This is a genomic window from Prescottella defluvii (assembly GCF_000738775.1).
Lineage (GTDB): Bacteria > Actinomycetota > Actinomycetes > Mycobacteriales > Mycobacteriaceae > Prescottella > Prescottella defluvii.
Genome location: NZ_JPOC01000033.1, coordinates 118406 through 137822 on the forward strand (window position 1 = coordinate 118406; position 19417 = coordinate 137822).

Consider the following 19417-nt stretch of genomic DNA (forward strand, 5'->3'; position numbering starts at 1 on the left):
GGCGTCAGGCCTGGATCAGTCCCGGATCAGTCCTTGATCGTCCGCTCCGCGGCGTCGCGCGCCGCGATGTAACCGAACACGAGACCCTGGCCGATCGTCGCGCCCGCGCCCGGGTAGGTGTGCCCGAACGCGTTGGCCGCCGTGTTGCCGATGGCGTACAGGCCCTCGACCGGGGTGCCGTCCTCGCGCACGACACGGGCGTGTTCGTCGGCCTGGACGCCGCCACAGGTGCCGAGGTCGCTCAGCGTCATCTTCACCGCGTAGAGCGGCCCGTTCGTCAGCGGCCGCAGGTTGGGATTCGGCTGCTGCGTGGGATCGCCGTAGTAGCGGTCGTAGGCGCTCTGGCCCCGCCGGAAGTCGCTGTCGGTCCCGGTGGCCGCGTCCTCGTTAAACTTTCGGAACGTCTCCGCGAACGCCTCCACCGGCAGCCCGACCTTGCGTGCCAGTTCGGCCGGATCGGACGCCTGGTGCGCGATGCCCGCCTTGTACCACGACTCCGGGAGCGGCTGACGCGGGAACAGCCCGGCCGCGAAGATGTAGCTGTTGCGGTACTTCTGGTCGAACACGATCCACATCGACTCGACGGGGTCACCGGCGCGCTCGCGTTCGAGGACCTTCTGACCGTAGGACATGTAGTCGATGGATTCGTTGATGAACCGGCGACCGGTGTGGTCGACGATGAACGATCCGGGGAGCGAGCGCTCGGCGAGCAGGACGGTCGGCGGACGCCCGGGCAGGGCCGCCACGGCGGGGAACCACCACGACTGGTCCATCAGGTCGGTCGTCGCACCGATTTCCTGGGCCAGCTTGATCGCGTCACCGGTGTTGCCTTCCGCACCGAGGCTCTCGTGCTCACCGAGTTGCTCGGACTGGTACTTGTGTCGCATCGCCATGTCGTGGTCGAAGCCACCGGCCGCCAGCACCACGCCGCGGCGCGCGGTCACGGTGACCTCGCGGCCGCCCTGCTCGACGACGGCACCGGTGACCCGGCCGCCCTCGGTGATCAGCCGCACCAGTGCGGTCTCGGTCCACACAGGGATCCCAGCACGCACCACGCCCGCGAACAGGCCCGCGGCCAGCGCGCGCCCACCGGCCATGTACTCGCGGCGCAGCGCGAGGCCGCCGACGCCCTGGGCGAGACGCTTGACGATCCGCGAGATGCCCTTGGTGGGCACCCGCGCCATGAGGTTCATCCACTTGTAGTCGGCGCCGGTGGTCGGCATAGGCAACTGCGCCTCCATCAGACCGGGGCGCAGACGCGGCCGCTCGGCTCCGAGGACCGAGGCGTCGAACGGGAGGCACTCACAGGTGCGCCCGATCGCCGATCCGCCGGGCAGTTCGGGGTGGTAGTCCGAGTAGCCCTCCGCCCAGAAGAACTTCATCGGGGTGGTGCGCTGCAGCAACTCGACGGTGGCCGCCGCGTTGTCGACGAAGGCCTTGCCCCGCTCGGCGGGCGCGGTGCCACCGACGACGGCATCGACATAGGTCTGTGCTCGCTCGCGGGAGTCGCCGGCGCCGGCCTCACGCAGGATCGGATTGTCGGGCAGCCAGAAGGCGCCGCCCGAGCGGGCCGTCGATCCGCCGACGTACTCGGTCTTCTCGACGATGAGCGCGGACAGTCCCAGCTCCTTCGCCGCCAGGGCAGCGGCCATGCCGGTGCCGGAACCGACCACGAGCAGGTCGACGGTGATGTCGTGCGCGGTGGGTGCTGCCGCTGCAGGACTGATAGCCATGAGTGCTCCTTCGCCTGGTTGTGGGAGCACGATAAGGAGATCCGGCGCCCCCCGACAGGCGGCGGTCCCATTCGGCGGGAGAACGGGTCCCGGCCAGTGGAATCGGGGGCGTTTTTGCGACCCACGTCACACCATACTCGGGCCATCTCGTCTGAACGGACCACCGATCAGGCAGGCCATTTCCCGAAACGTCGGGATCGAAACACGAAGGGACCGATCAATGATCGACGCAGCGAAGTACGGGCCGTGGGCCGTCATTGCGGGTGGCTCGGAGGGTGTCGGCGAGGAGTTCGCCGTCCAACTCGCCGAGGCCGGACTGAACCTGGTGCTCCTGGCCCGCAAGCCCGAACCGCTCGAGGCCGCCGCCGAGAAGGCCCGCGCCAAGGGCGTCGAGGTCCGGACGCTGTCGGTCGACCTCACCGCCGCGGACATGCTCGACAAGATCCGCAGCGTCACCGACGGCCTCGAGGTGGGCCTGCTCGTGTACAACGCGGGCGCCAACACCTACGGCCACGAGTTCGTCACCGGCGACCTGGACCGGTTCCAGCAGGTCATCGACCTCAACATCACCGGACAGCTCAAGCTGATCCAGCACTTCGGCGCACCGATGACGGAGCGCCGGCGCGGCGGCCTGCTGCTCGTCGGCTCGATGGCAGGCTTCCTGGGCTCGGCCCAGATCAGCATCTATGCGGGCGTGAAGTCGTTCTGCCGCACCTTCGCCGAGGGCCTGTGGCTCGAAATGCGCGAGTACGACGTCGACGTCCTCGAGATGGTCCTGGGCGTCACCCGGACCCCCGCGATGGCCCGCGCCGGGCTCAACATGGACATCCCCGGCCTCAACGTCTCGGAACCCGCCGACGTCGCGGCCCAGGCTCTCGCCAACCTCGGCAACGGCCCGGTGGTGGTCGCGAAGGGCAACGAGGTGGCCGTCGAGAAGCGCAGCGGTGGCGACCGCGCCAAGATGCTGCTGGCCGCGCAGGCCGCCTCGAAGGCGATGCTTCCGCCGGAATCCAAGTAGCCCGCCGCACCACGAAAAGCATCTACTGCAAGGCAGATTCGAACGACGAGGGGATCGGATCATGATCGACATCGCCAAGTACGGGCCGTGGGCCGTCATCGCGGGTGGCTCGGAGGGTGTCGGGGCGGAACTCGCGGTCCAACTCGCCGAGGCCGGACTGAACCTCGTCCTGCTGGCGCGTAAGCCCGAACCGCTCGAGGCCACCGCGGAGCGCGCACGCGCGAACGGCGTCGAGGTGCGCACGCTGTCCGTCGACCTCACCGAGGCGGATGTTCTCGACAAGATCCGCACTGTCACGGACGATCTCGAGGTGGGCCTGCTCGTGTACAACGCGGGCGCCAACACCTACGGCCACGAGTTCGTCACCGGCGACCTGGACCGGTTCCAGCAGGTCATCGACCTCAACATCACCACTTCGCTGAAGCTGATCCAGCACTTCGGCGCCCCGATGAAGGAGCGCCGGCGCGGTGGCCTGATGTTGATGGGTTCGATGCAGGGCCTGACCGGGTCGGTACGGATCAGCATCTATGCGGGCGTGAAATCGTTCTGCCGCACCTTCGCAGAGGGCCTGTGGCTCGAAATGCGCGAGTACGACGTCGACGTCCTCGAGATGGTCCTGGGCGTCACCCGCTCCCCCGCGATGGAGCGCGCCGGGCTCAACATGGACATCCCGGGCCTGCATGTCTCCGAGCCGGCCGACGTGGCCGCACAGGCCGTGGCGAACATCGGGAACGGCCCTGTCTTCGTGACGAAGGGCAACGAGGAGAAGGCCGAGCGCCGCAGCGGCGGTGACCGCATCCAGATCCTGCTCGACGCGCACGACGAGGCGCTGCTGATGCTTCCACCGGAAACGGTGTAGTTACAGCGCTTTCCGGGTTCGGTCGCGCCGGCGCGACCGAACCCGGATCTCGTTCCAAGGGCTGTCAGCGGCCGACGAGCCGCTCGGACAGCTCCCACAGTTTCTCGGCGGTCGCCGGATCCACGGCGTGGTCCGACGCGCGGCCGATGGCGCAGTCGGCGAGATAGGCGCCGCCCGCCGGGACGAGTTCGGGTGCTGTCGCCGCCCACACCGACGTCGCGGCCGCGGCCGGGATCGACTTGAGGTTCGTCAGCAGGCCCGGCTTGCCGGCACTCATCGCCTTCATCTCCGCGAAATCGTCCCGGGACATGTGCCGGGACAGCCCGGTCGCGCACACACCGGGGTGCACGGCGAAGGCGTGGACCCCTCCGTCCGCATACCGCTGCTGCAGTTCGACGGTCATGAGCACGTTCGCCGCCTTGGACTGTGCGTACGCGACGAACTTGTCGTACGGCCGCTCGCGGAAGTTCGGATCCGCGAGATCCACGGCGTGCGCGTGGTGCGCGTCCGACGACACCGTCACCACGCGCGACGCCGCGCCGGACCGCTCCGCCGCGGACTGCAGGTTCGGCAGCAGCAGCGTGGTGAGCAGGAAGTGGCCGAGATGGTTGGTCCCGAACTGCAACTCGAATCCGTCGGCTGTGCGCGCGAACGGGGTGTACATCACGCCGGCGTTGTTGATCAGCAGGTCGATCGGCTGCCCGTCCAGGCACTCGGCCGCGGCGCGGACGCTCGCCAGGTCGGTCAGGTCGAGTGCGGTGACGAGCAGCTCGGCACCGGGCACGACTTCACGGATACCGTCCGCCACGACAGTGGCCGCGTCGCCGTCCCGGGCTGCGAGGATCACCGTCGCACCGGATGCGGCCAGCACCCGGGCAGTTTCCCCGCCGAGACCGCTCGTCGCCCCTGTCACCACTGCGGTCCGACCCGTCAGGTCGATGCCGTCGAGCACGTCATCGGTGACGGTCTCGGATCCGAAAACGTTCATTCCCAAGGCAATTCCTTCCAATCTGTGGATACCCGCGACGTCCACTCCGGTTCGCGTCGTTCGAGGAACGCCCGCACCCCCTCGGCGGCGTCGGCGCTGCCCATCACGCGATGATGGAGCCCGGTTTCGTAGTCGGCGACCTGCTGCGGCGTGAAACCGTATCGCGCACTGTCCCACAGCAGTCGCTTGCTCAGTGCCGCCGACATCGGTGCGACGTTGGTGACGATGTCCCGTGCCAGTTCCCGTGCGGCGGGGAGCACCTCGTCGGCGGGCAGGCTGCGACCGGCGATGCCCAACCGCACCGCCTCGGGTCCGTCGAAGGTGCGTCCGGTCAACAAGATCTCCGCCGCCGCGGCCATGCCGGCTGCACGGGGAACCGTCCAGTGCGACATCGCATCCGGAACGACACCGCGCCGCACCTGCGGGATCGCGTACTTGGCGTCGTCGGCCACGATGCGGATGTCGGCCTGCATCGCGATGGTGAGGCCGATCCCGATGGCGTGCCCGTTCACCGCCGCGATCACCGGTTTGCGGAGCTCGAACGCAGGCGGGGTCACCGGGGAGGCGGTGAAGTCGTCGCGCGTGGGCGCGGCGAAGGTGTCCGGCCCCGGCGTCAGATCGGCGCCCGCACAGAACGCCGGGGGCGTGCCCGTGAGCACCAGTACGCGGACGTCGTCGTCCTCGTCGAGTTCGCGATACATCTGCCCCAGCAGCCGGCCCATCTCGCCGGTGAACGCGTTGCGCCGCTCGGGTCGGTCGAGCGTGAGCACCGCGACACCGTCGGCGACCTCGAGGCGGACGTCGCTCACGGCGCGAGAGCCTTCACGGCCGCGACCAGTTCCGCGATGTGCCGGTCGCGGACGGGATACCCGGGGAAGTAGCAGCAGACCCGGTCGGCGTGCTCGCCGAAGCGCGCGACGATCTCCGCCGCGCACTCCTCCGGGGTTCCGTGCACCGCGAGCGTCGCGAGCATCTCGTCGTCGACGAGGTCGGTCATCGCCGCGAACTCGCCCTGCTTCGACAGCGCGTTGAGCCGGGGTTGCAGATCGGCCCGGCCCTCCACCTCGAGCACCGGACGGTACGCGGGTGTGGATCCGTAGAACGCGAGCAGCACGCGCACGCCCCGGGACGCCGCCGCCAACTCTTCTGCAGTGCGTCCGACACCGACGATGACCTGTGGGTAGATCTCCAGGTCGCGGCGCGTGCGGCCGGCCCGCGCCAGTCCCTCCGCCACCGCCGGCAGGGTGCGCTCACGGAAGTGCCGGGCACTGTTGAACGGCATGACGAGCAGACCGTCGGCGACCTCGGCGGCGGTTCTCGTCATGATGGGCCCCAGGGCGCCGAGACAGATCGGCGGCGGGCCGTACGGATTGGGGCCGGGGTCGAAGGTGGGCGCCATCAGCGTGTGCGTCGTGAACTCCCCCTCGAACCGCAGCCGCGAATTCCCCTCCCACGCATCGAAGATCGCCTTGATCGCGAGCACCGTCTCGCGCATCCGGGCCGCCGGACGCGACCATTGGGCCCCGTACCGCTTCTCGATGTGCGGACGGATCTGCGAGCCGAGCCCGAGCCGGAACCGGCCGCGGCTGAGCACCTGCAGGTCGTACGCGGTGTGCGCGAGGTGCATCGGACTGCGCGGCAGTGCGATCGCGACGTTGGTCATCAGGTCGACGTCCACCGCGGCGGCGGCCGCGACCAGCGGCAGGAAGACGTCGTGCGGGCCCTCGAACGTGAACAGGCCGTCGACGCCGAGGCTCACGAGTTCCCGCGACCGAGCGGCCGCAGCCTCGGGCCTGCCGTCGAGTTGGACATCGATCTTCACAGTGCTCGCCCTCTCGCCCCGGCCGCGAAGTCGCCGGCATGCGGCGAGTCCCATGTATTACGTTACACGCTAACACGTTATCCGGACCCGTGGTCGGGAATCGAGCAGGAAACTGCTGCGCACCAAGGAGGTTCGATCGGGCACCCCGGGCACCGGCACCTCCCCTCGATGCGGTGCGCGGTGTCGCGATCCGCCGCCGGCATTCAGCCGAGCAGCACCTGCGCCTCTCCGCTGAACACCGTCGCGCCCGCTCCGTTCACCGTCACGAGTGCGAGATCGGCAACCGTTCCTCCGCCGTCGTGATTGTGCAGCCGGGTGACCTCGACACGGGCAGTGAGGGAATCACCGGGCCAGACCTGCGAGATGATGCGCCCGCCGAAGGCCCGGACAGCGGCGTGACCGAAGCGGTCGGTGATCGCCCGCCCGGTCATTCCCATCGTGAGCATGCCGTGCGCGAAGACTCCGGGAAATCCGCGCTCCCGGGAGTAGACGTCGTCACTGTGGAACGGGTGGAAGTCGCCGGACGCACCCGCGTACATGACGAGTTGGGTGCGCGAGAGATTCTCGGCGAGCACCACGGACCAGGCACTGCCGACCGCGAGATCCCCCGGGGGAGAGATGGAGTCGACCTCGTCGATCACCTCGGTCGAACTGCCGGCAGGCCCGGATCCGCCGGCCGACGCGGGCTTGTGCTCGACCATGGCCGAAATCCAGTGGGCGGTCGCGACGAGCTCGTCCTCGATGTCCCGGTAGTCGGTGAGGATCTCGGTGAACGTCATGACGCCGGCGCGGCGGCCACGCTTCTCCCAGGTGGCCCCGGGCCGCGAATCGACCGTCAGCACATCCCCGGCGCGAACGGGCCGATGAAAGACGAAGTGCTGCTCCATGTGGAAGCCGGACTGCTGACTGCCGTCCCGGGGCTGGGATCCGACCCACGCGATTCCCGGCCGCGGCCGCCGGGAGTAGGTGGGATCGAAGTGGTCTGCCGCCATGAGGAAGGTCGGCGGCGCGGCCAGGGCGTCCGGGCCGGTGCGCGTCAGCCTCCCGATGTCTTCGAACACCGGGTCGGTGTCCCCGATCGCCCGCGCGAACTGCAGGAGATGAGAACCGTGAACGACGAACTGGTACATACGACCTGCCCTTCAGACGGAGAGAACGATCTTGCCGAAGAAGTCCGACGACTCCATGAGCCGGTGCGCGTCGGCAATCCGGGCGAGTGGGAAGACCTCGTGGACGACGGGCCTCACGGATCCCTGCTCGACCAGACGGAACAGACCGGTCAGCACCCGGCGCATGCTCTGGTCGTCGGGGCGCCCCACGCCGAGAATCGACAGACCCTTCTCGAAAACCCGACCGAGATGGAGTTCGGCGAGGTGGCCTGCGGTGACACCGGTCGTCACGTAGCGACCGAAGGGCCGCAACGAACGGACGGCGTCGGCGAAGACGGGCGCACCGACATGATCGAGCACCACGTGCACACCCGCCCCGCCGGTATGGTCCCGAACACCCGCGACGATGTCCTCGCGGTAGTGGTCGATCACCACCTCGGCACCGAGTTCGATTGCACTCGCGCGTTTGTCGTCACTGCCCACCGTCGTGATGACGCGGCAGCCCGCGGCGCGGGCGATCTGGATTCCGAAACTACCGACACCACTGCCGCCCGCGAACACCAGGACGTCGTCACCCGGACGGATCTGCGCCCGGTTGATCAACGCGTCGTACGCACTACGCCCGGCCGTCGGTATCGCCGCGGCCTGCTCGTACGAACAGCCGGCGGGCAGCGGCAGGGTCCGTACCGCCGGAGCCACCGCGAGTTCGGCATGGGCGCCGTGCCTTCCGATCGCGACGACGTCCGCCCCCGGGACCAGATCCGGATACGTGTGCCGCGCGGCCTCGCCGACCGCCACGACCGTGCCCGCCATGTCGCGACCGCCGACGTGCGGAGGTGTGATCCGCATACCGTGCGATCCCTCGCGCCAGTACACGTCCACTCGGTCCAGCGCCGTCGCCCGGACCCGGATCAGGACGTCATCGGGACCCGGCGTCGGATCCGGCAGATCCCCGACACGCAGGACGTCGATACCGCCCTGCTCGGTGTGGAATGCGGCTCGCATCAGGTGTGGGCTCCTCGACTCGGCGGCGATCGATGGACCTCGGCCTACGCCCACCTCCGCGAACATCCCACACGATCGACGCGTCACCGGCGGTGGTTCCGCTGAACGGAACGACACACACCGCGAATCTCCGGGCCGGGACCGTCCGGGGATAATCGACGCGTGACTGCAACACTGCGTATCTCCGGCCTCTCCGCGTCCCGGGGCGAGCGCACGCTCTTCTCCGACCTCGACCTCACCGTCGCCCCCGGCGACGTGATCGGCCTGGTCGGCGCCAACGGGGCCGGGAAGTCGACGCTGCTCACGACGCTCGCCGGGGTCGGGAGCGCGGATGTCGAGGGCACGGTCACACTCAGCCCGCCCGACGCCACCGTCGGCTACCTCGCGCAGGAACCCGACCGGATCGCGGGCGAGACGGTGCTCGAGTTCCTGGGCCGGCGGACCGGCGTCGCCGCCGCCGAGACCGCGATGAACATCGCGGCCGAGTCCCTCGTGGACGGCGGCGAGGACCTCTACTCCCCCGCCCTGGACCGGTGGCTCGCGCTCGGCGGAGCCGATCTCGCCGAGCGCGCCGAGAAGGTCCTCGCCGACCTCGGCCTCGACGTCACCGGCGACGCCCACATGACGGACCTGTCCGGCGGCCAGGCCGCACGGGCCGGCCTGGCGTCGCTGCTGCTGTCGCGCTACGACGTCCTGCTGCTCGACGAGCCGACCAACGACCTGGACCTGCCCGGCCTCGAGCAGCTCGAGCAGTTCGTCGCGGAGACCCGCACCGCCCTGGTGGTCGTCAGCCACGATCGGGAGTTCCTGGCGCGCACCGTGACCGGGATCGTCGAACTGGATCTCGCGCAGCAGCAGATCGCGGTGTACGACGGTGGGTACGAGTCGTATCTCGCCGAACGCGAAGTGGCCCGGCGGCACGCGCGCGAGGCCTACGACGAGTACGCGGGCAACCTGTCGGCGCTCGAGGACCGCGCCCAGATGCAGCGCAACTGGCTCGAACACGGCGTCCGCAACGCGCGCCGCAAGGCCAAGGGCGGCGACTCGGACAAGATGGGCCGCAAGGCGCGCGCCGAGTCCACCGAGAAGCAGGCCGCCAAGGCGCGGCAGACCCAGCGCCGGATCGAACGGCTCGACGTGGTGGAGGAGCCCCGCAAGGAGTGGGAACTGCGGATGGAGATCGCCGCCGCCCCCCGCAGCGGCGCGGTGGTGGCGACGATGAACGGCGCCGTGGTGCGCCGCGACGGATTCACGTTCGGCCCGGTCACCGCACAGGTCGACTGGGGTGACCGCATCCTCATCACCGGCCCCAACGGATCCGGCAAGTCCACACTCCTGAGCGTCCTGCTCGGCAAGCTCACCCCCGACGAGGGCACGGCGACCCGGGGATCGGGCGTCGCTGTCGGCGAGATCGACCAGGCGCGTGGACTTTTCGAGGGCGACGAGCCGCTGTCCGACGCCTTCGGCGCGCAGGTGCCGGACTGGCCGGAGGCCGAGGTCCGCACCCTGCTCGCCAAGTTCGGCCTCAAGGGGCACCACGTCGTGCGGCCCGCGTCGTCACTGTCGCCGGGCGAACGCACCCGCGCGGCACTCGCGCTACTGCAGGCCCGCGGGGTGAACCTGCTGGTGCTCGACGAACCCACCAACCACCTCGACCTGCCCGCGATCGAACAGCTCGAGCAGGCGATGGAATCGTTCACCGGCACCCTGCTCCTGGTCACGCACGACCGGCGGATGCTCGGATCCACCCGCAGCACCCGCCGATGGCGCATGAACGACGGGCGCCTGTCGGAGGAGTAGGTACTTCGCGCCTATCCCAGCAGGGCCTGCCCCAGGTATTCGCCCTCGCGGCAGCCCGGCAGGATCGCGAACACCGCGGACCCGATGGGCGTGGACCACTGGTTGAACATGTCCAACTCGGCGAGGCGCTGCTGCACCGGCACGTACTGGGCGTCGACGTCGGCCTGGTAGGTCACGAAGATCAGCCCCGAGTCGGAGATCCCGACACCGTCGGGCGCCTCGTCGTAGTTGTACGCCCGGCGATGGAACCGCTCGCGCGGGCCGTGGGGCCGGGCCCGCGCGATGTGCGAGAACTCGGAGATGATCCGGAGTCCGCCGGGTCCGGTGGCCTCGAAATCCGGTGCGTCGTGCTCGGAGTCACCGGTGAGCGGGGAACCGTCGGACATCCGTCGGCCCATCACCTCGTCGCGGCCGGGGGTGTCGAGTTCGTCCCACCCGTCGAGGTCGAGGTGGATGCGCCGGATCACCATCGACGTCCCGCCGGCCATCCACGACTGCTCGGCGCCGTCGTCCCAAACCACCTGCGCGAAGTCGTCGCTGCCGGACTGCGGGTTGACGGTGCCGTCCACCTGCCCCATCAGATTCCGCATCGTGGTGCCGTCCGGTTCGCTGCCGCGGGCGCGACGGAACCCCCGCTGCACCCACTGCACCGTCGCGGTGTTGCGGGCGGCCTTGAGCAGCACCCGCAGCGTGTGTGCCACGGTGATCGGATCGTCGGAGCCGACCTGCAACATGATGTCGCCGTCACTCCAGCGGTCCTCGAGCCGGTCGATCTCGAACGGCGGCAGCGGCCTGCACCACGACGGCCGCCGATCCTCGAGTCCGGCGGCACGGAACACGCCCGGGCCGAATCCGACGGTGACGGTGAGCCGGGCCGGCGCCGTCGCGAGGTCGGGTTCGGTGTCGGCGAGTGCGCCGCGGCCGGCGGTGAGCCTGGCCGCGTCGTCGGTCCACACCCGCATCAACCGGATCAGCGCCGCACGATCGGCTCCGGGAAGCAGATCGAGTCCGACGAACGTGGTGTGGGCCTGCGGTGTCGTCTCGATACCGGCCTGATGTTCCCCGTGGAACGGGACCACCGGCGAGACCTCTTCTGCCGCGGCGGGGCGGGCGACGACGACGCCCGCCCCCAGACCGAGACCGACACCGCCGACAGCGGCGGCACCGGCCCCGAGCAACCGACGACGGCTGAACTCAGCCACTGTGCGCCTCACCGTGGGTCGTTTCCTCTGCACCGGCGGGCGCCGCACCGTGGTCGCCGCCGCTGTAATCCTCACGGGCACCGGTGAAGTCACGCACCTGGGCGGTGAACTCGGTGGTGGCACCGTCCACGAACTCGAACGTGAACGGAACATCGGTGCCGGCCTGGACCGGCGCGGGCAGGTCGAACAGCATGATGTGGTCGGCACCCGGCTTCAGCTCGTACGAACCGTTCGCGGGGATGACGACACCGCCGTCCTTCTCACGCATCTTCATCGCACCGGTGCCGTCGGGTGCCATCTCGTGCAGTTCGACGCGCGGCGACACCCCGGTGGTCACCGCGGTGAGCGTGACCTCGGAGTCCGAGTCGTTGACGATGGTGCCGAACATCGACGTCATGCCGCCGTCGGCGGCCTTGATCCACGAGTCCTGGAACGAGACGGCGGCGGTGTCGGTCTTGGCACCGGAAGTGTCGGAGTCGCTGCTGCAACCGGTGAGGACGAGGCCGGCGGCGACGCTCGCGCCGATGACGAGGGTGCGGGTACGGGTGAATGCCTTCATGGGTGTGTTCCTTGTTTGGTGTGCGGGCGCGCGGCAGCCGCACAGGCGCGCGTAGGCGCGGCCGGCTGCGTTGTGCCGGGCGCTGCCCGCGGGGCGTGGGAGGACACGCGTCGGCGGCGCGAGACGGCCGTGACGCGGTGAGGTGAAGTGGTCAGCGGAAGGCTGGTGGCCCGCGGCGCGCAATGGGACCGGCGTGCACCACCGACAGCAGTGGGCGGACGTCGGCAACGACGTGCGGCGCGTCCGGCTCGAGCCGGACCGGCAGGGCCGCGAGGATCCGCGGCAGGATGCGGCGCAGCGCGGCGTAGGCGCGGGGGCCGATTCGTTCGGCACCCGCGATGAGGGCGGCGCACAGCACGACGGCGGCGGAGTGCGCGAGCAGCATCGGCCCCGTCAGGTGCGAACCCGTGTGGATGCCGGCGTGCGCGTCACCGAGCGACAGCGCGAGATGGGAGAGCACCTGACCGGCGGCCACGACGGGCACGAGCCACATTCGCCGGACGGCGAGCGCGGGCACCGCGACGACACACGCGGCCAGCACGGTGGCGACACCGGCGAGCAACATCAGGGTCAGTCCGTGTGGGGCTCCGCCCCCGGCGATCCCGTGCGCACCGATCGCCAGCGCGACCGAGGACCCGGCGACGGCGATGCCACGCACTTGACGTGCGAGCTCCTCACCTGGGCCGATACGCATGCCCAGAGGTTACTACAGGGCGTCGTTTGGTCCGGCCCCCGGTAGATACCGACCGCGCATTCGATTTGACAGATTGTTGGGTTTTCCCAACACTCTGTTGCATGAGTCCGGTGCGGCGCGGGGCCAACCTCCCGATCTACAACCGCATCGGAGTGCTGCGCGCCGAACGCAGGATCAGCCGGGCGCAACTCGCCGAACTGATCGAGGTGAACCCTCAGACCGTCGGCGCGCTCGAGCGGGGCGACCACTACCCCAGTCTCGATCTGGCGTTGCGCATCTGCGCGGTGTTCGAGCTTCCCGTGGAGGCCGTCTTCTCCCGCACACAGTTCGGCCCGATGTCGGCCGAGCTCTACCCGATCCACCCTGCCGAGAAAGGCTGACATGTCCGGCGCAACCCTCGTCGACCGCTACGAGGACTTCCGCACACGACGATTCCTCCGTCGAGAGGCCCAGACCGCGAACTGGCTACCACGCTGGCGCACCCGGGCCCGCCGTCGAACCCTCGTCGTCGTCCTGGCCGTCTTCTTCACCGGGATGTTCGTGACCTCGATCGGCTCGTACTTCGCGGACGCGTTCGCGCTCGGCTGGCTGGTCCTCGCCGTGCCGTTCCTCCCGACGTGGACGATTCTGCAGATCGTGTCCAGCCGGCAGTCCGACGCGCCGAGGCTCGCGCTGGACGAACGGGAGATCACCGAGCGCAACAGCGCCCGGTCGATCGGACTGACCACGCTGCAGTGGCTGATTCTGCTGCCGATCTTCGCGCTGGTCTGGGGTGCGGGCTTCGACGGCATCGACCATCGAGCCCTCGCCTACGCCGGTGGCAGCACCGTTCTCTCCGCGCTGCTCCTCGGCGGCTGCCTGCCCGCCATGATCCTCGCCTGGACCCTCCCCGACCCCGACCCCGACGACCACCTGGAGCCCGCATGACCGGACAGACCCTCACCTTCGACGGGATCTCGAAACGCTACGGCGATCTCGTGGCCCTCGAGAGCCTCAGCTTCGAGGTCCGCCCCGGCGAGATCTTCGGGTTCGTCGGCAGCAACGGCGCCGGCAAGACCACCACGATGCGGATCGCGCTCGGCGTCCTGGCCGCGGACAGCGGCGAGGTCCGTCTCGGCGGCAAGCCCGTCGACCTCGAGGTGCGTCGGTCGATCGGCTACATGCCCGAGGAGCGCGGCCTCTACCCGAAGATGAAGGTGGGCAGCCAGCTCGCGTACTTCGCGGAACTGCACGGGCTGTCCCGCACCGAGGCCGCCGAGGCGGTACGCCGGTGGACCGAGCGACTCGGCATCGCCGAGCGTGTCGACGACACCGTCGACGCCTTGAGCCTGGGCAACCAGCAGCGCGTGCAGCTCGCGGCCGCGCTCGTCCACGATCCGGCGGTGCTGATCCTCGACGAGCCGTTCTCGGGGCTGGACCCCGTCGCCGTCGACGTCATGAGCGACGTCCTCGTCGAGAAGGCGAAAACCGGTGTCCCGGTGATCTTCTCGAGCCACCAGCTGGACCTGGTGCAGCGGCTGTGCGATCGGGTCGGGATCGTGGCCAAGGGACGGATGAGCACGATCGGGACCGTCGACGAACTCCGCAGCCGCGGCGACGTCCGCCTCGAGGTCCACGCTCCCGCGGCGCCGCCCGGGTGGGCCGACCACCTCCACGGCGTCACCACCGTCAGCCACACCGACGGACGCACCCTGCTCGCCCTCGGCGCGGACGCCGACGACCAGGCCGTCCTCGACGCCGCCCGCAAGACCGGTCCGGTGCACGAGTTCACCGTCCGCAAGCCGTCCCTGACCGACCTGTTCCGAGAGGTGGTGTCCGCATGAGCGGCACACGAGAGCGGGCGGGAATCAGCCCGGTCCGCGCGATCGCGCTGGTGGCCCGCCGCGAATTCCTGACGCAGGTGTCGAAGAAGAGCTTCGTCATCAGCAACGCGATCATCCTGATCGCCATCGTCGGCGGAATCTTCGCCGTGTCCCTTCTCTCCGGACGCGACGACGACGACCGCGCGAAGGTCGGACTGGTCGGTGACCAGTCGCTGAGCGCCTCCCTGATCGCGACGGGGGACGCGGCCGGCAACCCGGTCGAGGTGACCGAGATCCCCGACGAGCAGACCGCCCGCACCCAGGTCGAGAGCGGCGACCTGGACGTCGCACTGCTCCCGGGCACCGGCAACGGCGTCACCGCGATCACCGAGTCCGAGATCGACGCGGCGCTGCGGGTCGTGCTCGACGGTGCCGTCGCGGCGCAGGCCCAGTCGGCGGCACTCGCCGCGCAGGGCGTGGACGCCGCACAGTTGTCCGCGACCGTCGCGGACGCCGTCGTCACCGTGGAGTCGATCGATCCGCCGGACCCCGATCGCGGACAGCGCATCGCGCTCTCGACGGCCGTCGTCTTCCTGCTCTACATGCAGATCATGGTGTTCGGCATGTACGTCGCGATGGGCGTCGTCGAGGAGAAGTCGTCGCGCGTCGTGGAGTTGCTGCTGTCGACGCTGCGGCCACTGCAGCTGTTGTGGGGCAAGGTGATCGGCATCGGTGCGGTCGGACTGTCCCAGCTGACCGCCTACGGCGTCGCCGGGGTCGGCACGGGTGTCGCGACCGGGGTGCTGACGCTGGGCGGCACCGCGTGGGGCACGCTCGCCGGAACCCTCGGCTGGTTCGTGCTCGGCTTCGCGTTCTTCGCGGTGCTCTACGCCGCGACCGGCTCGATGGTCTCGCGCCAGGAGGACGTCAACTCCACCGCGATGCCGCTGACCGTCCTCGTGATGGCGATGTTCTTCTCCGCGTTCACCGCCGTGCAGGATCCGGACGGCACGCTGTCGAACGTGCTCAGCTGGATTCCGCCGTTCTCCGCGATCCTGATGCCGCTGCGCATCGCCGCGGGTGTCGCGTCCGCCGCGCAGATCGCCGGCACGATCGCACTGATGGCGGTGGTCACCATCGCGATGTCGGCCCTGGCCGCACGCATCTACAAGCGCTCGATCCTGCGGATGGGTGCGACGGTCTCGTGGCGCGAGGCCCTCGCCCGGTAACTAGGCTGGAGCCGTGACGGCCGCCGCCGCTCCTCGAGCGGCGGCGGCCGCTTCGTAGCGAAGTGGAGGAAATCCGTGGCCCCGAAGAAGATCTCGGCCCGTGAGCTGATCGGTCAGGTGTTCGACGCCGACAGCTTCGTCTCGTGGGACACCGCCCCGGTCGACGTGTCCCCCGATCCGAAGTACCGGGCCGAACTCGACGCGGCCGCGGCGAAGTCCGGCGTCGACGAGTCCGTCCTCACCGGCACCGCGACGCTCGGCGGACGGCGGGTCGCGGTGATCGCGTGCGAGTTCGCGTTCCTCGCGGGCTCGATCGGGGTGGCGGCATCCGAGCGGATCGTCGCCGCGATCGAGCGAGCGACCGCGGAGGGACTGCCGCTGCTCGCGTCGCCGACGTCCGGCGGCACCCGGATGCAGGAGGGCACGCTCGCCTTCGTGCAGATGGTGAAGATCGCGGCGGCCATCGCGGCGCACAAGGCCGCACACCTGCCCTACCTCGTGTACCTGCGGAACCCGACGACCGGCGGCGTGTTCGCGTCGTGGGGGTCGCTCGGGCACGTCACGATCGCCGAACCCGGCGCCCTCGTCGGATTCCTCGGGCCCCGCGTCTACGAAGCGCTGTACGGCGAGAAGTTCCCGGAGGGCGTCCAGACGTCGGAGAACCTGTACCGCAACGGTGTGATCGACGGCGTCGCGTCGACGACGCAGTTGCGGGACCTGGTCGAGCGCGCGCTGCACGTGCTCGTCGATCCCGCGGATCCCTTGCCCGCCGCGGCGGATCCCGTTGCCGAACAGGATGTTCCGGACGTCCCCGCGTGGCAGTCCGTGATGATCTCGCGCCGCGCCGACCGCCCCGGCATCCGCGAACTGGTCCGGCACGCCGCCTCCACCCGGGTGCCACTGAGCGGCACCGGCCAGGGCGAGGTCGATTCGACCGTGCTGCTGTCACTCGCCCGCTTCCAGGGCCGGCCGTGCGTGCTGTTCGGACAGGACCGCGCGGGCCAGTCCGCGCTGAACACGATGGGCCCCGCCGCGCTGCGCGAGGCCCGCCGCGGGATGCGGATGGCGGCGGAACTGCGGTTGCCGCTGGTGCTGGTGATCGACACGCTCGGTGCGGCGCTGTCGAAGGAGGCCGAGGAACGCGGCCTGGCGCCGGAGATCGCGCGGTGCATCTCCGACCTCGTCACCCTCCGCACCCCCACGGTGTCGGTGCTGCTCGGTCAGGGCACCGGCGGCGGCGCGCTTGCCCTGCTGCCCGCCGACCGCGTCCTCAGCGCCCAGCACGGCTGGCTCGCACCGCTGCCGCCGGAGGGCGCCAGCGCGATCGTCCACCGCGACACCGCCCACGCCCCCGAGATGGCGGCGGCGCAAGGCATCCGCGCCCGGGACCTACTGCGTGACGGCGTCGTCGACGCGGTCATCCCCGAACTCCCCGACGCGGCCCTCGAACCCGTCGAATTCTCCAAGCGCGTCGGCGCTGCCATCGCGCGTGAACTCGTCACCCTGGGTGACATGCCGGGCGACGACCGGATCGCCGCCCGGGTCGCCCGCTATCGGACGTTGGGGATGCCGGGAACAGCACAGCGCTGACCCCACCCGTCGACACGGAGGACACTGGAGGGGCACACCTGCTCGGGACCACGACACGGGGGACGAGGAAGGGGCCACCATGAATCAACCTCGAGGGGTCGGCGCGACGGCGGTGTTCGTCGCGGCGGCACGCGCCCTGGAGAGCCGGCGCGAGGATCGACTCTTCGACGATCCGTGGGCCGGGGCCTTCGTCCGCGCATCGGGCTGGAGTCCCCCTGCCGAGGTACTCGCCGAGGCCGGTCGCGAGGAACTCACCACCTGGATGGCCGCGCGGACGAAATTCCTCGACGACTTCGTGCTCGAGTCAGTCGCCGGAGGCTGCGGTCAACTGGTGTTTCTCGGCGCCGGGTTGGACACCCGGGCGTTCCGGCTGCACTGGCCGGCGCCGGTGACGGTGTACGAACTCGACACCGCGGACATGCTCGACTTCAAGGCGTCGGTGGTGGCAGATGCCGCACCGGCCGCGGACGCCACCCGGGTGCCGATGCCGGTGGACCTGCGCGAGGACTGGCCCACCGCCCTGCACGACGCCGGATTCCGTGACGACGTCCCGACCGTGTGGGTGCTCGAGGGACTGCTGATGTACCTCACACCCGAGGACGTCGACGCCCTGATGACCCACGTCGGCGAGCTGTCGGCCCCCGGCAGCACCCTGGGCGCCACCGTCACCACCGTCGACGCCACGGCCGTGATGGACGATGCGCCGATCTTCCAGGACAGCCCCCTCAGCCGCGAGGAGTGGCTGGAGTTGCTGCGCTCCAACGGCCCGGACGACCCCGTCGCGTGGTTCGACCAGTACGGCTGGCGGGCGCGGGCCTTTCCCACCGCCGACCTCGCCGTCGAGTACGGACGCACCCTCCCCGACGTCGACCACCTGCACCGGAACCGCCCGGGAGACCGTTGGATGGTCTCGGCCACCAGGGCGTGACGACCTAAGAGATCGGCCGGCCGCGCGCCGCGGACCACTCCGCCAACTGGTCCAGCGCGGTTCGCGCAAGCGCCGCAGCCTCGTCCCGGTTGACGCGGGAGAGCAGGAGCGCACTGATCGACAGCGACGTCAGGAGACGGGTGCGATGGACGATCCGATCGGCCGGGGTGTCGGGGTCGAGGGCACGCAGCGCGTGGGCCAGGGCCGCGGCCAACTCCGATCGGTAGGCGTCGACGACCGCCCGCTGGGCGTCGTCGTGCGACGCGAAGCCGGCAGCACTGTTGAGCAGCAGACAGCCACGGCCCGGGTAGTCGTCGGGCAGGGATTCGATGGCCTCGACGACGCTGCGGTAGTAGCGGGCCGCGGCATCGGGCGCGGTGGGCTCGTCGGTGAGGATGCGCAGGCGCGGGCGCACGACGCGGTCCAGGTAGTCCTGCACGGCGGCGTCGAACAGGCCGCGCTTGCTGCCGAAGGCGTTGTACAGGCTCGACCGGTTCAATCCCGTGGCCCGCTCGAGGTCAGGGATGGACGTGGCCTCGAAGCCCGTGTCCCAGAAGAGGTCCCGAGCATGGCCGACCACGGCGTCGGTGTCGAACTCCTGTGTTCGCGGCATGACGACCCTCACTTCCGGTTGTGCAACGACCATTACAGTATATATTGAAACGATCAGTTCAAAAAAGGAGGAGTGCCCATGGTCGTCGCGGGACTGATCCTCGCCGCGCTCGCCGCCGCGTTGCACGTCTACATCTTCGTCCTCGAGTCCCTCCGCTGGACCGCCCCGCGCACCCGCGCGACCTTCGGCACCAGCGCCGAGGAGGCCGCCGCGACCAAGGAACTCGCCTTCAACCAGGGCTTCTACAACCTCTTCCTGGCGATCGTCACAGCCGTCGGCATCGGCGGCGTGCTGATCGGCGCGACCGCGGTGGGCTCGGCACTGGCGTTCGCCGGAACCGGATCCATGCTCCTCGCGGCGCTCGTACTGCTGCTGTCGTCGCCGGACAAGGCCAAGGCGGCAATCACCCAGGGCACGCTCCCCCTCCTCACCGTCGTTCTCCTCGCGCTCGGACTGATCCTCTGAA

The 19417-nt window shown here is 69.9% G+C and carries 20 protein-coding genes; 10 read left to right on the forward strand and 10 right to left on the reverse strand.

Annotated features, from left to right (window positions below):
• Positions 1-26 precede the first annotated feature (26 nt).
• Positions 27-1733, reverse strand: coding sequence for a 3-ketosteroid-delta-1-dehydrogenase (locus IJ15_RS0113225; RefSeq protein WP_031938819.1), 1707 nt, complete (start codon positions 1731-1733; stop codon positions 27-29).
• A gap of 220 nt (positions 1734-1953) precedes the next feature.
• On the opposite strand from IJ15_RS0113225, the gene IJ15_RS0113230 reads away from it, so the two are divergent.
• Complete coding sequence (locus IJ15_RS0113230) at positions 1954-2751, forward strand: SDR family NAD(P)-dependent oxidoreductase (RefSeq protein WP_031938820.1); 798 nt, start codon at positions 1954-1956, stop codon at positions 2749-2751.
• 61 nt (positions 2752-2812) lie between these two features.
• Positions 2813-3610 carry an SDR family NAD(P)-dependent oxidoreductase gene (locus tag IJ15_RS0113235; protein WP_031938821.1) on the forward strand — a complete coding sequence of 266 codons (798 nt, stop codon included), beginning with the start codon at positions 2813-2815 and terminating at the stop codon, positions 3608-3610.
• A 64-nt stretch (positions 3611-3674) separates the two neighbouring features.
• Here IJ15_RS0113235 and IJ15_RS0113240 read toward each other — a convergent pair whose 3' ends face one another.
• From IJ15_RS0113240 to IJ15_RS0113260, 5 genes are all read right to left on the reverse strand, one after another.
• Positions 3675-4598, reverse strand: a complete 924-nt coding sequence (locus tag IJ15_RS0113240) for an SDR family NAD(P)-dependent oxidoreductase (RefSeq protein ID WP_051918843.1) — start codon at positions 4596-4598, stop codon at positions 3675-3677.
• Entirely contained in the window at positions 4595-5407 is an 813-nt protein-coding gene (locus IJ15_RS0113245; RefSeq protein WP_031938823.1) for an enoyl-CoA hydratase/isomerase family protein, read from the reverse strand. The genes IJ15_RS0113240 and IJ15_RS0113245 overlap by 4 nt, the downstream gene beginning before the upstream one ends.
• Positions 5404-6420: a TIGR03617 family F420-dependent LLM class oxidoreductase gene (locus IJ15_RS0113250; protein ID WP_031938824.1), complete on the reverse strand. Its 1017-nt coding sequence runs from the start codon at positions 6418-6420 to the stop codon at positions 5404-5406. Before IJ15_RS0113250 ends, IJ15_RS0113245 begins: the two co-directional genes overlap by 4 nt.
• 203 nt (positions 6421-6623) lie before the next feature.
• Positions 6624-7550 (reverse strand): FAS1-like dehydratase domain-containing protein, encoded by a 927-nt coding sequence (locus IJ15_RS0113255; RefSeq protein ID WP_051918845.1) that lies wholly within the window; start codon positions 7548-7550, stop codon positions 6624-6626.
• Between the two features lie 12 nt (positions 7551-7562).
• Positions 7563-8534, reverse strand: a complete 972-nt coding sequence (locus IJ15_RS0113260) for a quinone oxidoreductase family protein (protein ID WP_031938826.1) — start codon at positions 8532-8534, stop codon at positions 7563-7565.
• 162 nt (positions 8535-8696) lie between these two features.
• On the opposite strand from IJ15_RS0113260, the gene IJ15_RS0113265 reads away from it, so the two are divergent.
• Positions 8697-10334, forward strand: a complete 1638-nt coding sequence (locus IJ15_RS0113265; RefSeq protein ID WP_031938827.1) for an ABC-F family ATP-binding cassette domain-containing protein — start codon at positions 8697-8699, stop codon at positions 10332-10334.
• An 11-nt stretch (positions 10335-10345) separates the two neighbouring features.
• Here IJ15_RS0113265 and IJ15_RS0113270 read toward each other — a convergent pair whose 3' ends face one another.
• From IJ15_RS0113270 to IJ15_RS0113280, 3 genes are all read right to left on the reverse strand, one after another.
• Positions 10346-11536 (reverse strand): Dyp-type peroxidase, encoded by a 1191-nt coding sequence (locus tag IJ15_RS0113270; RefSeq protein ID WP_031938828.1) that lies wholly within the window; start codon positions 11534-11536, stop codon positions 10346-10348.
• Positions 11529-12095 (reverse strand): copper chaperone PCu(A)C, encoded by a 567-nt coding sequence (locus tag IJ15_RS0113275; RefSeq protein WP_031938829.1) that lies wholly within the window; start codon positions 12093-12095, stop codon positions 11529-11531. Before IJ15_RS0113275 ends, IJ15_RS0113270 begins: the two co-directional genes overlap by 8 nt.
• 151 nt (positions 12096-12246) lie before the next feature.
• A complete protein-coding gene (locus IJ15_RS0113280) occupies positions 12247-12789 on the reverse strand; it encodes a hypothetical protein (RefSeq protein ID WP_031938830.1) in 543 nt (180 codons plus the stop codon).
• A 101-nt stretch (positions 12790-12890) separates the two neighbouring features.
• Here IJ15_RS0113280 and IJ15_RS0113285 point away from each other — a divergent pair, with 101 nt between their 5' ends.
• The 6 genes from IJ15_RS0113285 (at position 12891) to IJ15_RS0113310 (ending at position 18338) form a co-directional block, all read left to right on the forward strand.
• The gene (locus tag IJ15_RS0113285; RefSeq protein ID WP_031938831.1) at positions 12891-13169 is read left to right on the forward strand and encodes a helix-turn-helix transcriptional regulator; all 279 of its coding nucleotides are present in this window, start codon (positions 12891-12893) and stop codon (positions 13167-13169) included.
• 1 nt (position 13170) lies between these two features.
• Positions 13171-13716 (forward strand): hypothetical protein, encoded by a 546-nt coding sequence (locus tag IJ15_RS0113290; protein ID WP_031938832.1) that lies wholly within the window; start codon positions 13171-13173, stop codon positions 13714-13716.
• Positions 13713-14612, forward strand: a complete 900-nt coding sequence (locus IJ15_RS0113295; RefSeq protein WP_031938833.1) for an ABC transporter ATP-binding protein — start codon at positions 13713-13715, stop codon at positions 14610-14612. The genes IJ15_RS0113290 and IJ15_RS0113295 overlap by 4 nt, the downstream gene beginning before the upstream one ends.
• Positions 14609-15820, forward strand: coding sequence for an ABC transporter permease (locus IJ15_RS0113300; protein ID WP_031938834.1), 1212 nt, complete (start codon positions 14609-14611; stop codon positions 15818-15820). Before IJ15_RS0113295 ends, IJ15_RS0113300 begins: the two co-directional genes overlap by 4 nt.
• A gap of 75 nt (positions 15821-15895) precedes the next feature.
• The gene (locus IJ15_RS0113305; protein ID WP_031938835.1) at positions 15896-17410 is read left to right on the forward strand and encodes an acetyl-coenzyme A carboxylase carboxyl transferase subunits beta/alpha; all 1515 of its coding nucleotides are present in this window, start codon (positions 15896-15898) and stop codon (positions 17408-17410) included.
• A 79-nt stretch (positions 17411-17489) separates the two neighbouring features.
• Complete coding sequence (locus IJ15_RS0113310; protein ID WP_081880724.1) at positions 17490-18338, forward strand: SAM-dependent methyltransferase; 849 nt, start codon at positions 17490-17492, stop codon at positions 18336-18338.
• A 4-nt stretch (positions 18339-18342) separates the two neighbouring features.
• Here IJ15_RS0113310 and IJ15_RS0113315 read toward each other — a convergent pair whose 3' ends face one another.
• On the reverse strand, positions 18343-18951 hold the full coding sequence (locus IJ15_RS0113315; protein WP_031938837.1) for a TetR/AcrR family transcriptional regulator: 609 nt from the start codon (positions 18949-18951) through the stop codon (positions 18343-18345).
• Between the two features lie 78 nt (positions 18952-19029).
• Here IJ15_RS0113315 and IJ15_RS0113320 point away from each other — a divergent pair, with 78 nt between their 5' ends.
• Entirely contained in the window at positions 19030-19416 is a 387-nt protein-coding gene (locus IJ15_RS0113320; protein WP_031938838.1) for a DUF1304 domain-containing protein, read from the forward strand.
• The last annotated feature ends 1 nt before the right edge of the window (position 19417 follow it).

Bases quoted from the DNA above. Each gene is read 5' to 3' on its own strand.
- IJ15_RS0113290 (WP_031938832.1), top strand. From the start codon at position 13,171: ATGTCCGGCGCAACCCTCGTCGACCGCTACGAGGACTTCCGCACACGA.
- IJ15_RS0113230 (WP_031938820.1), top strand. From the start codon at position 1,954: ATGATCGACGCAGCGAAGTACGGGCCGTGGGCCGTCATTGCGGGTGGC.
- IJ15_RS0113225 (WP_031938819.1), bottom strand. From the start codon at position 1,733: ATGGCTATCAGTCCTGCAGCGGCAGCACCCACCGCGCACGACATCACC.
- IJ15_RS0113315 (WP_031938837.1), bottom strand. From the start codon at position 18,951: ATGCCGCGAACACAGGAGTTCGACACCGACGCCGTGGTCGGCCATGCT.
- IJ15_RS0113240 (WP_051918843.1), bottom strand. From the start codon at position 4,598: ATGAACGTTTTCGGATCCGAGACCGTCACCGATGACGTGCTCGACGGC.
- IJ15_RS0113235 (WP_031938821.1), top strand. From the start codon at position 2,813: ATGATCGACATCGCCAAGTACGGGCCGTGGGCCGTCATCGCGGGTGGC.
- IJ15_RS0113320 (WP_031938838.1), top strand. From the start codon at position 19,030: ATGGTCGTCGCGGGACTGATCCTCGCCGCGCTCGCCGCCGCGTTGCAC.
- IJ15_RS0113295 (WP_031938833.1), top strand. From the start codon at position 13,713: ATGACCGGACAGACCCTCACCTTCGACGGGATCTCGAAACGCTACGGC.
- IJ15_RS0113255 (WP_051918845.1), bottom strand. From the start codon at position 7,550: ATGTACCAGTTCGTCGTTCACGGTTCTCATCTCCTGCAGTTCGCGCGG.
- IJ15_RS0113280 (WP_031938830.1), bottom strand. From the start codon at position 12,789: ATGCGTATCGGCCCAGGTGAGGAGCTCGCACGTCAAGTGCGTGGCATC.
- IJ15_RS0113310 (WP_081880724.1), top strand. From the start codon at position 17,490: ATGAATCAACCTCGAGGGGTCGGCGCGACGGCGGTGTTCGTCGCGGCG.
- IJ15_RS0113285 (WP_031938831.1), top strand. From the start codon at position 12,891: ATGAGTCCGGTGCGGCGCGGGGCCAACCTCCCGATCTACAACCGCATC.
- IJ15_RS0113260 (WP_031938826.1), bottom strand. From the start codon at position 8,534: ATGCGAGCCGCATTCCACACCGAGCAGGGCGGTATCGACGTCCTGCGT.
- IJ15_RS0113275 (WP_031938829.1), bottom strand. From the start codon at position 12,095: ATGAAGGCATTCACCCGTACCCGCACCCTCGTCATCGGCGCGAGCGTC.
- IJ15_RS0113300 (WP_031938834.1), top strand. From the start codon at position 14,609: ATGAGCGGCACACGAGAGCGGGCGGGAATCAGCCCGGTCCGCGCGATC.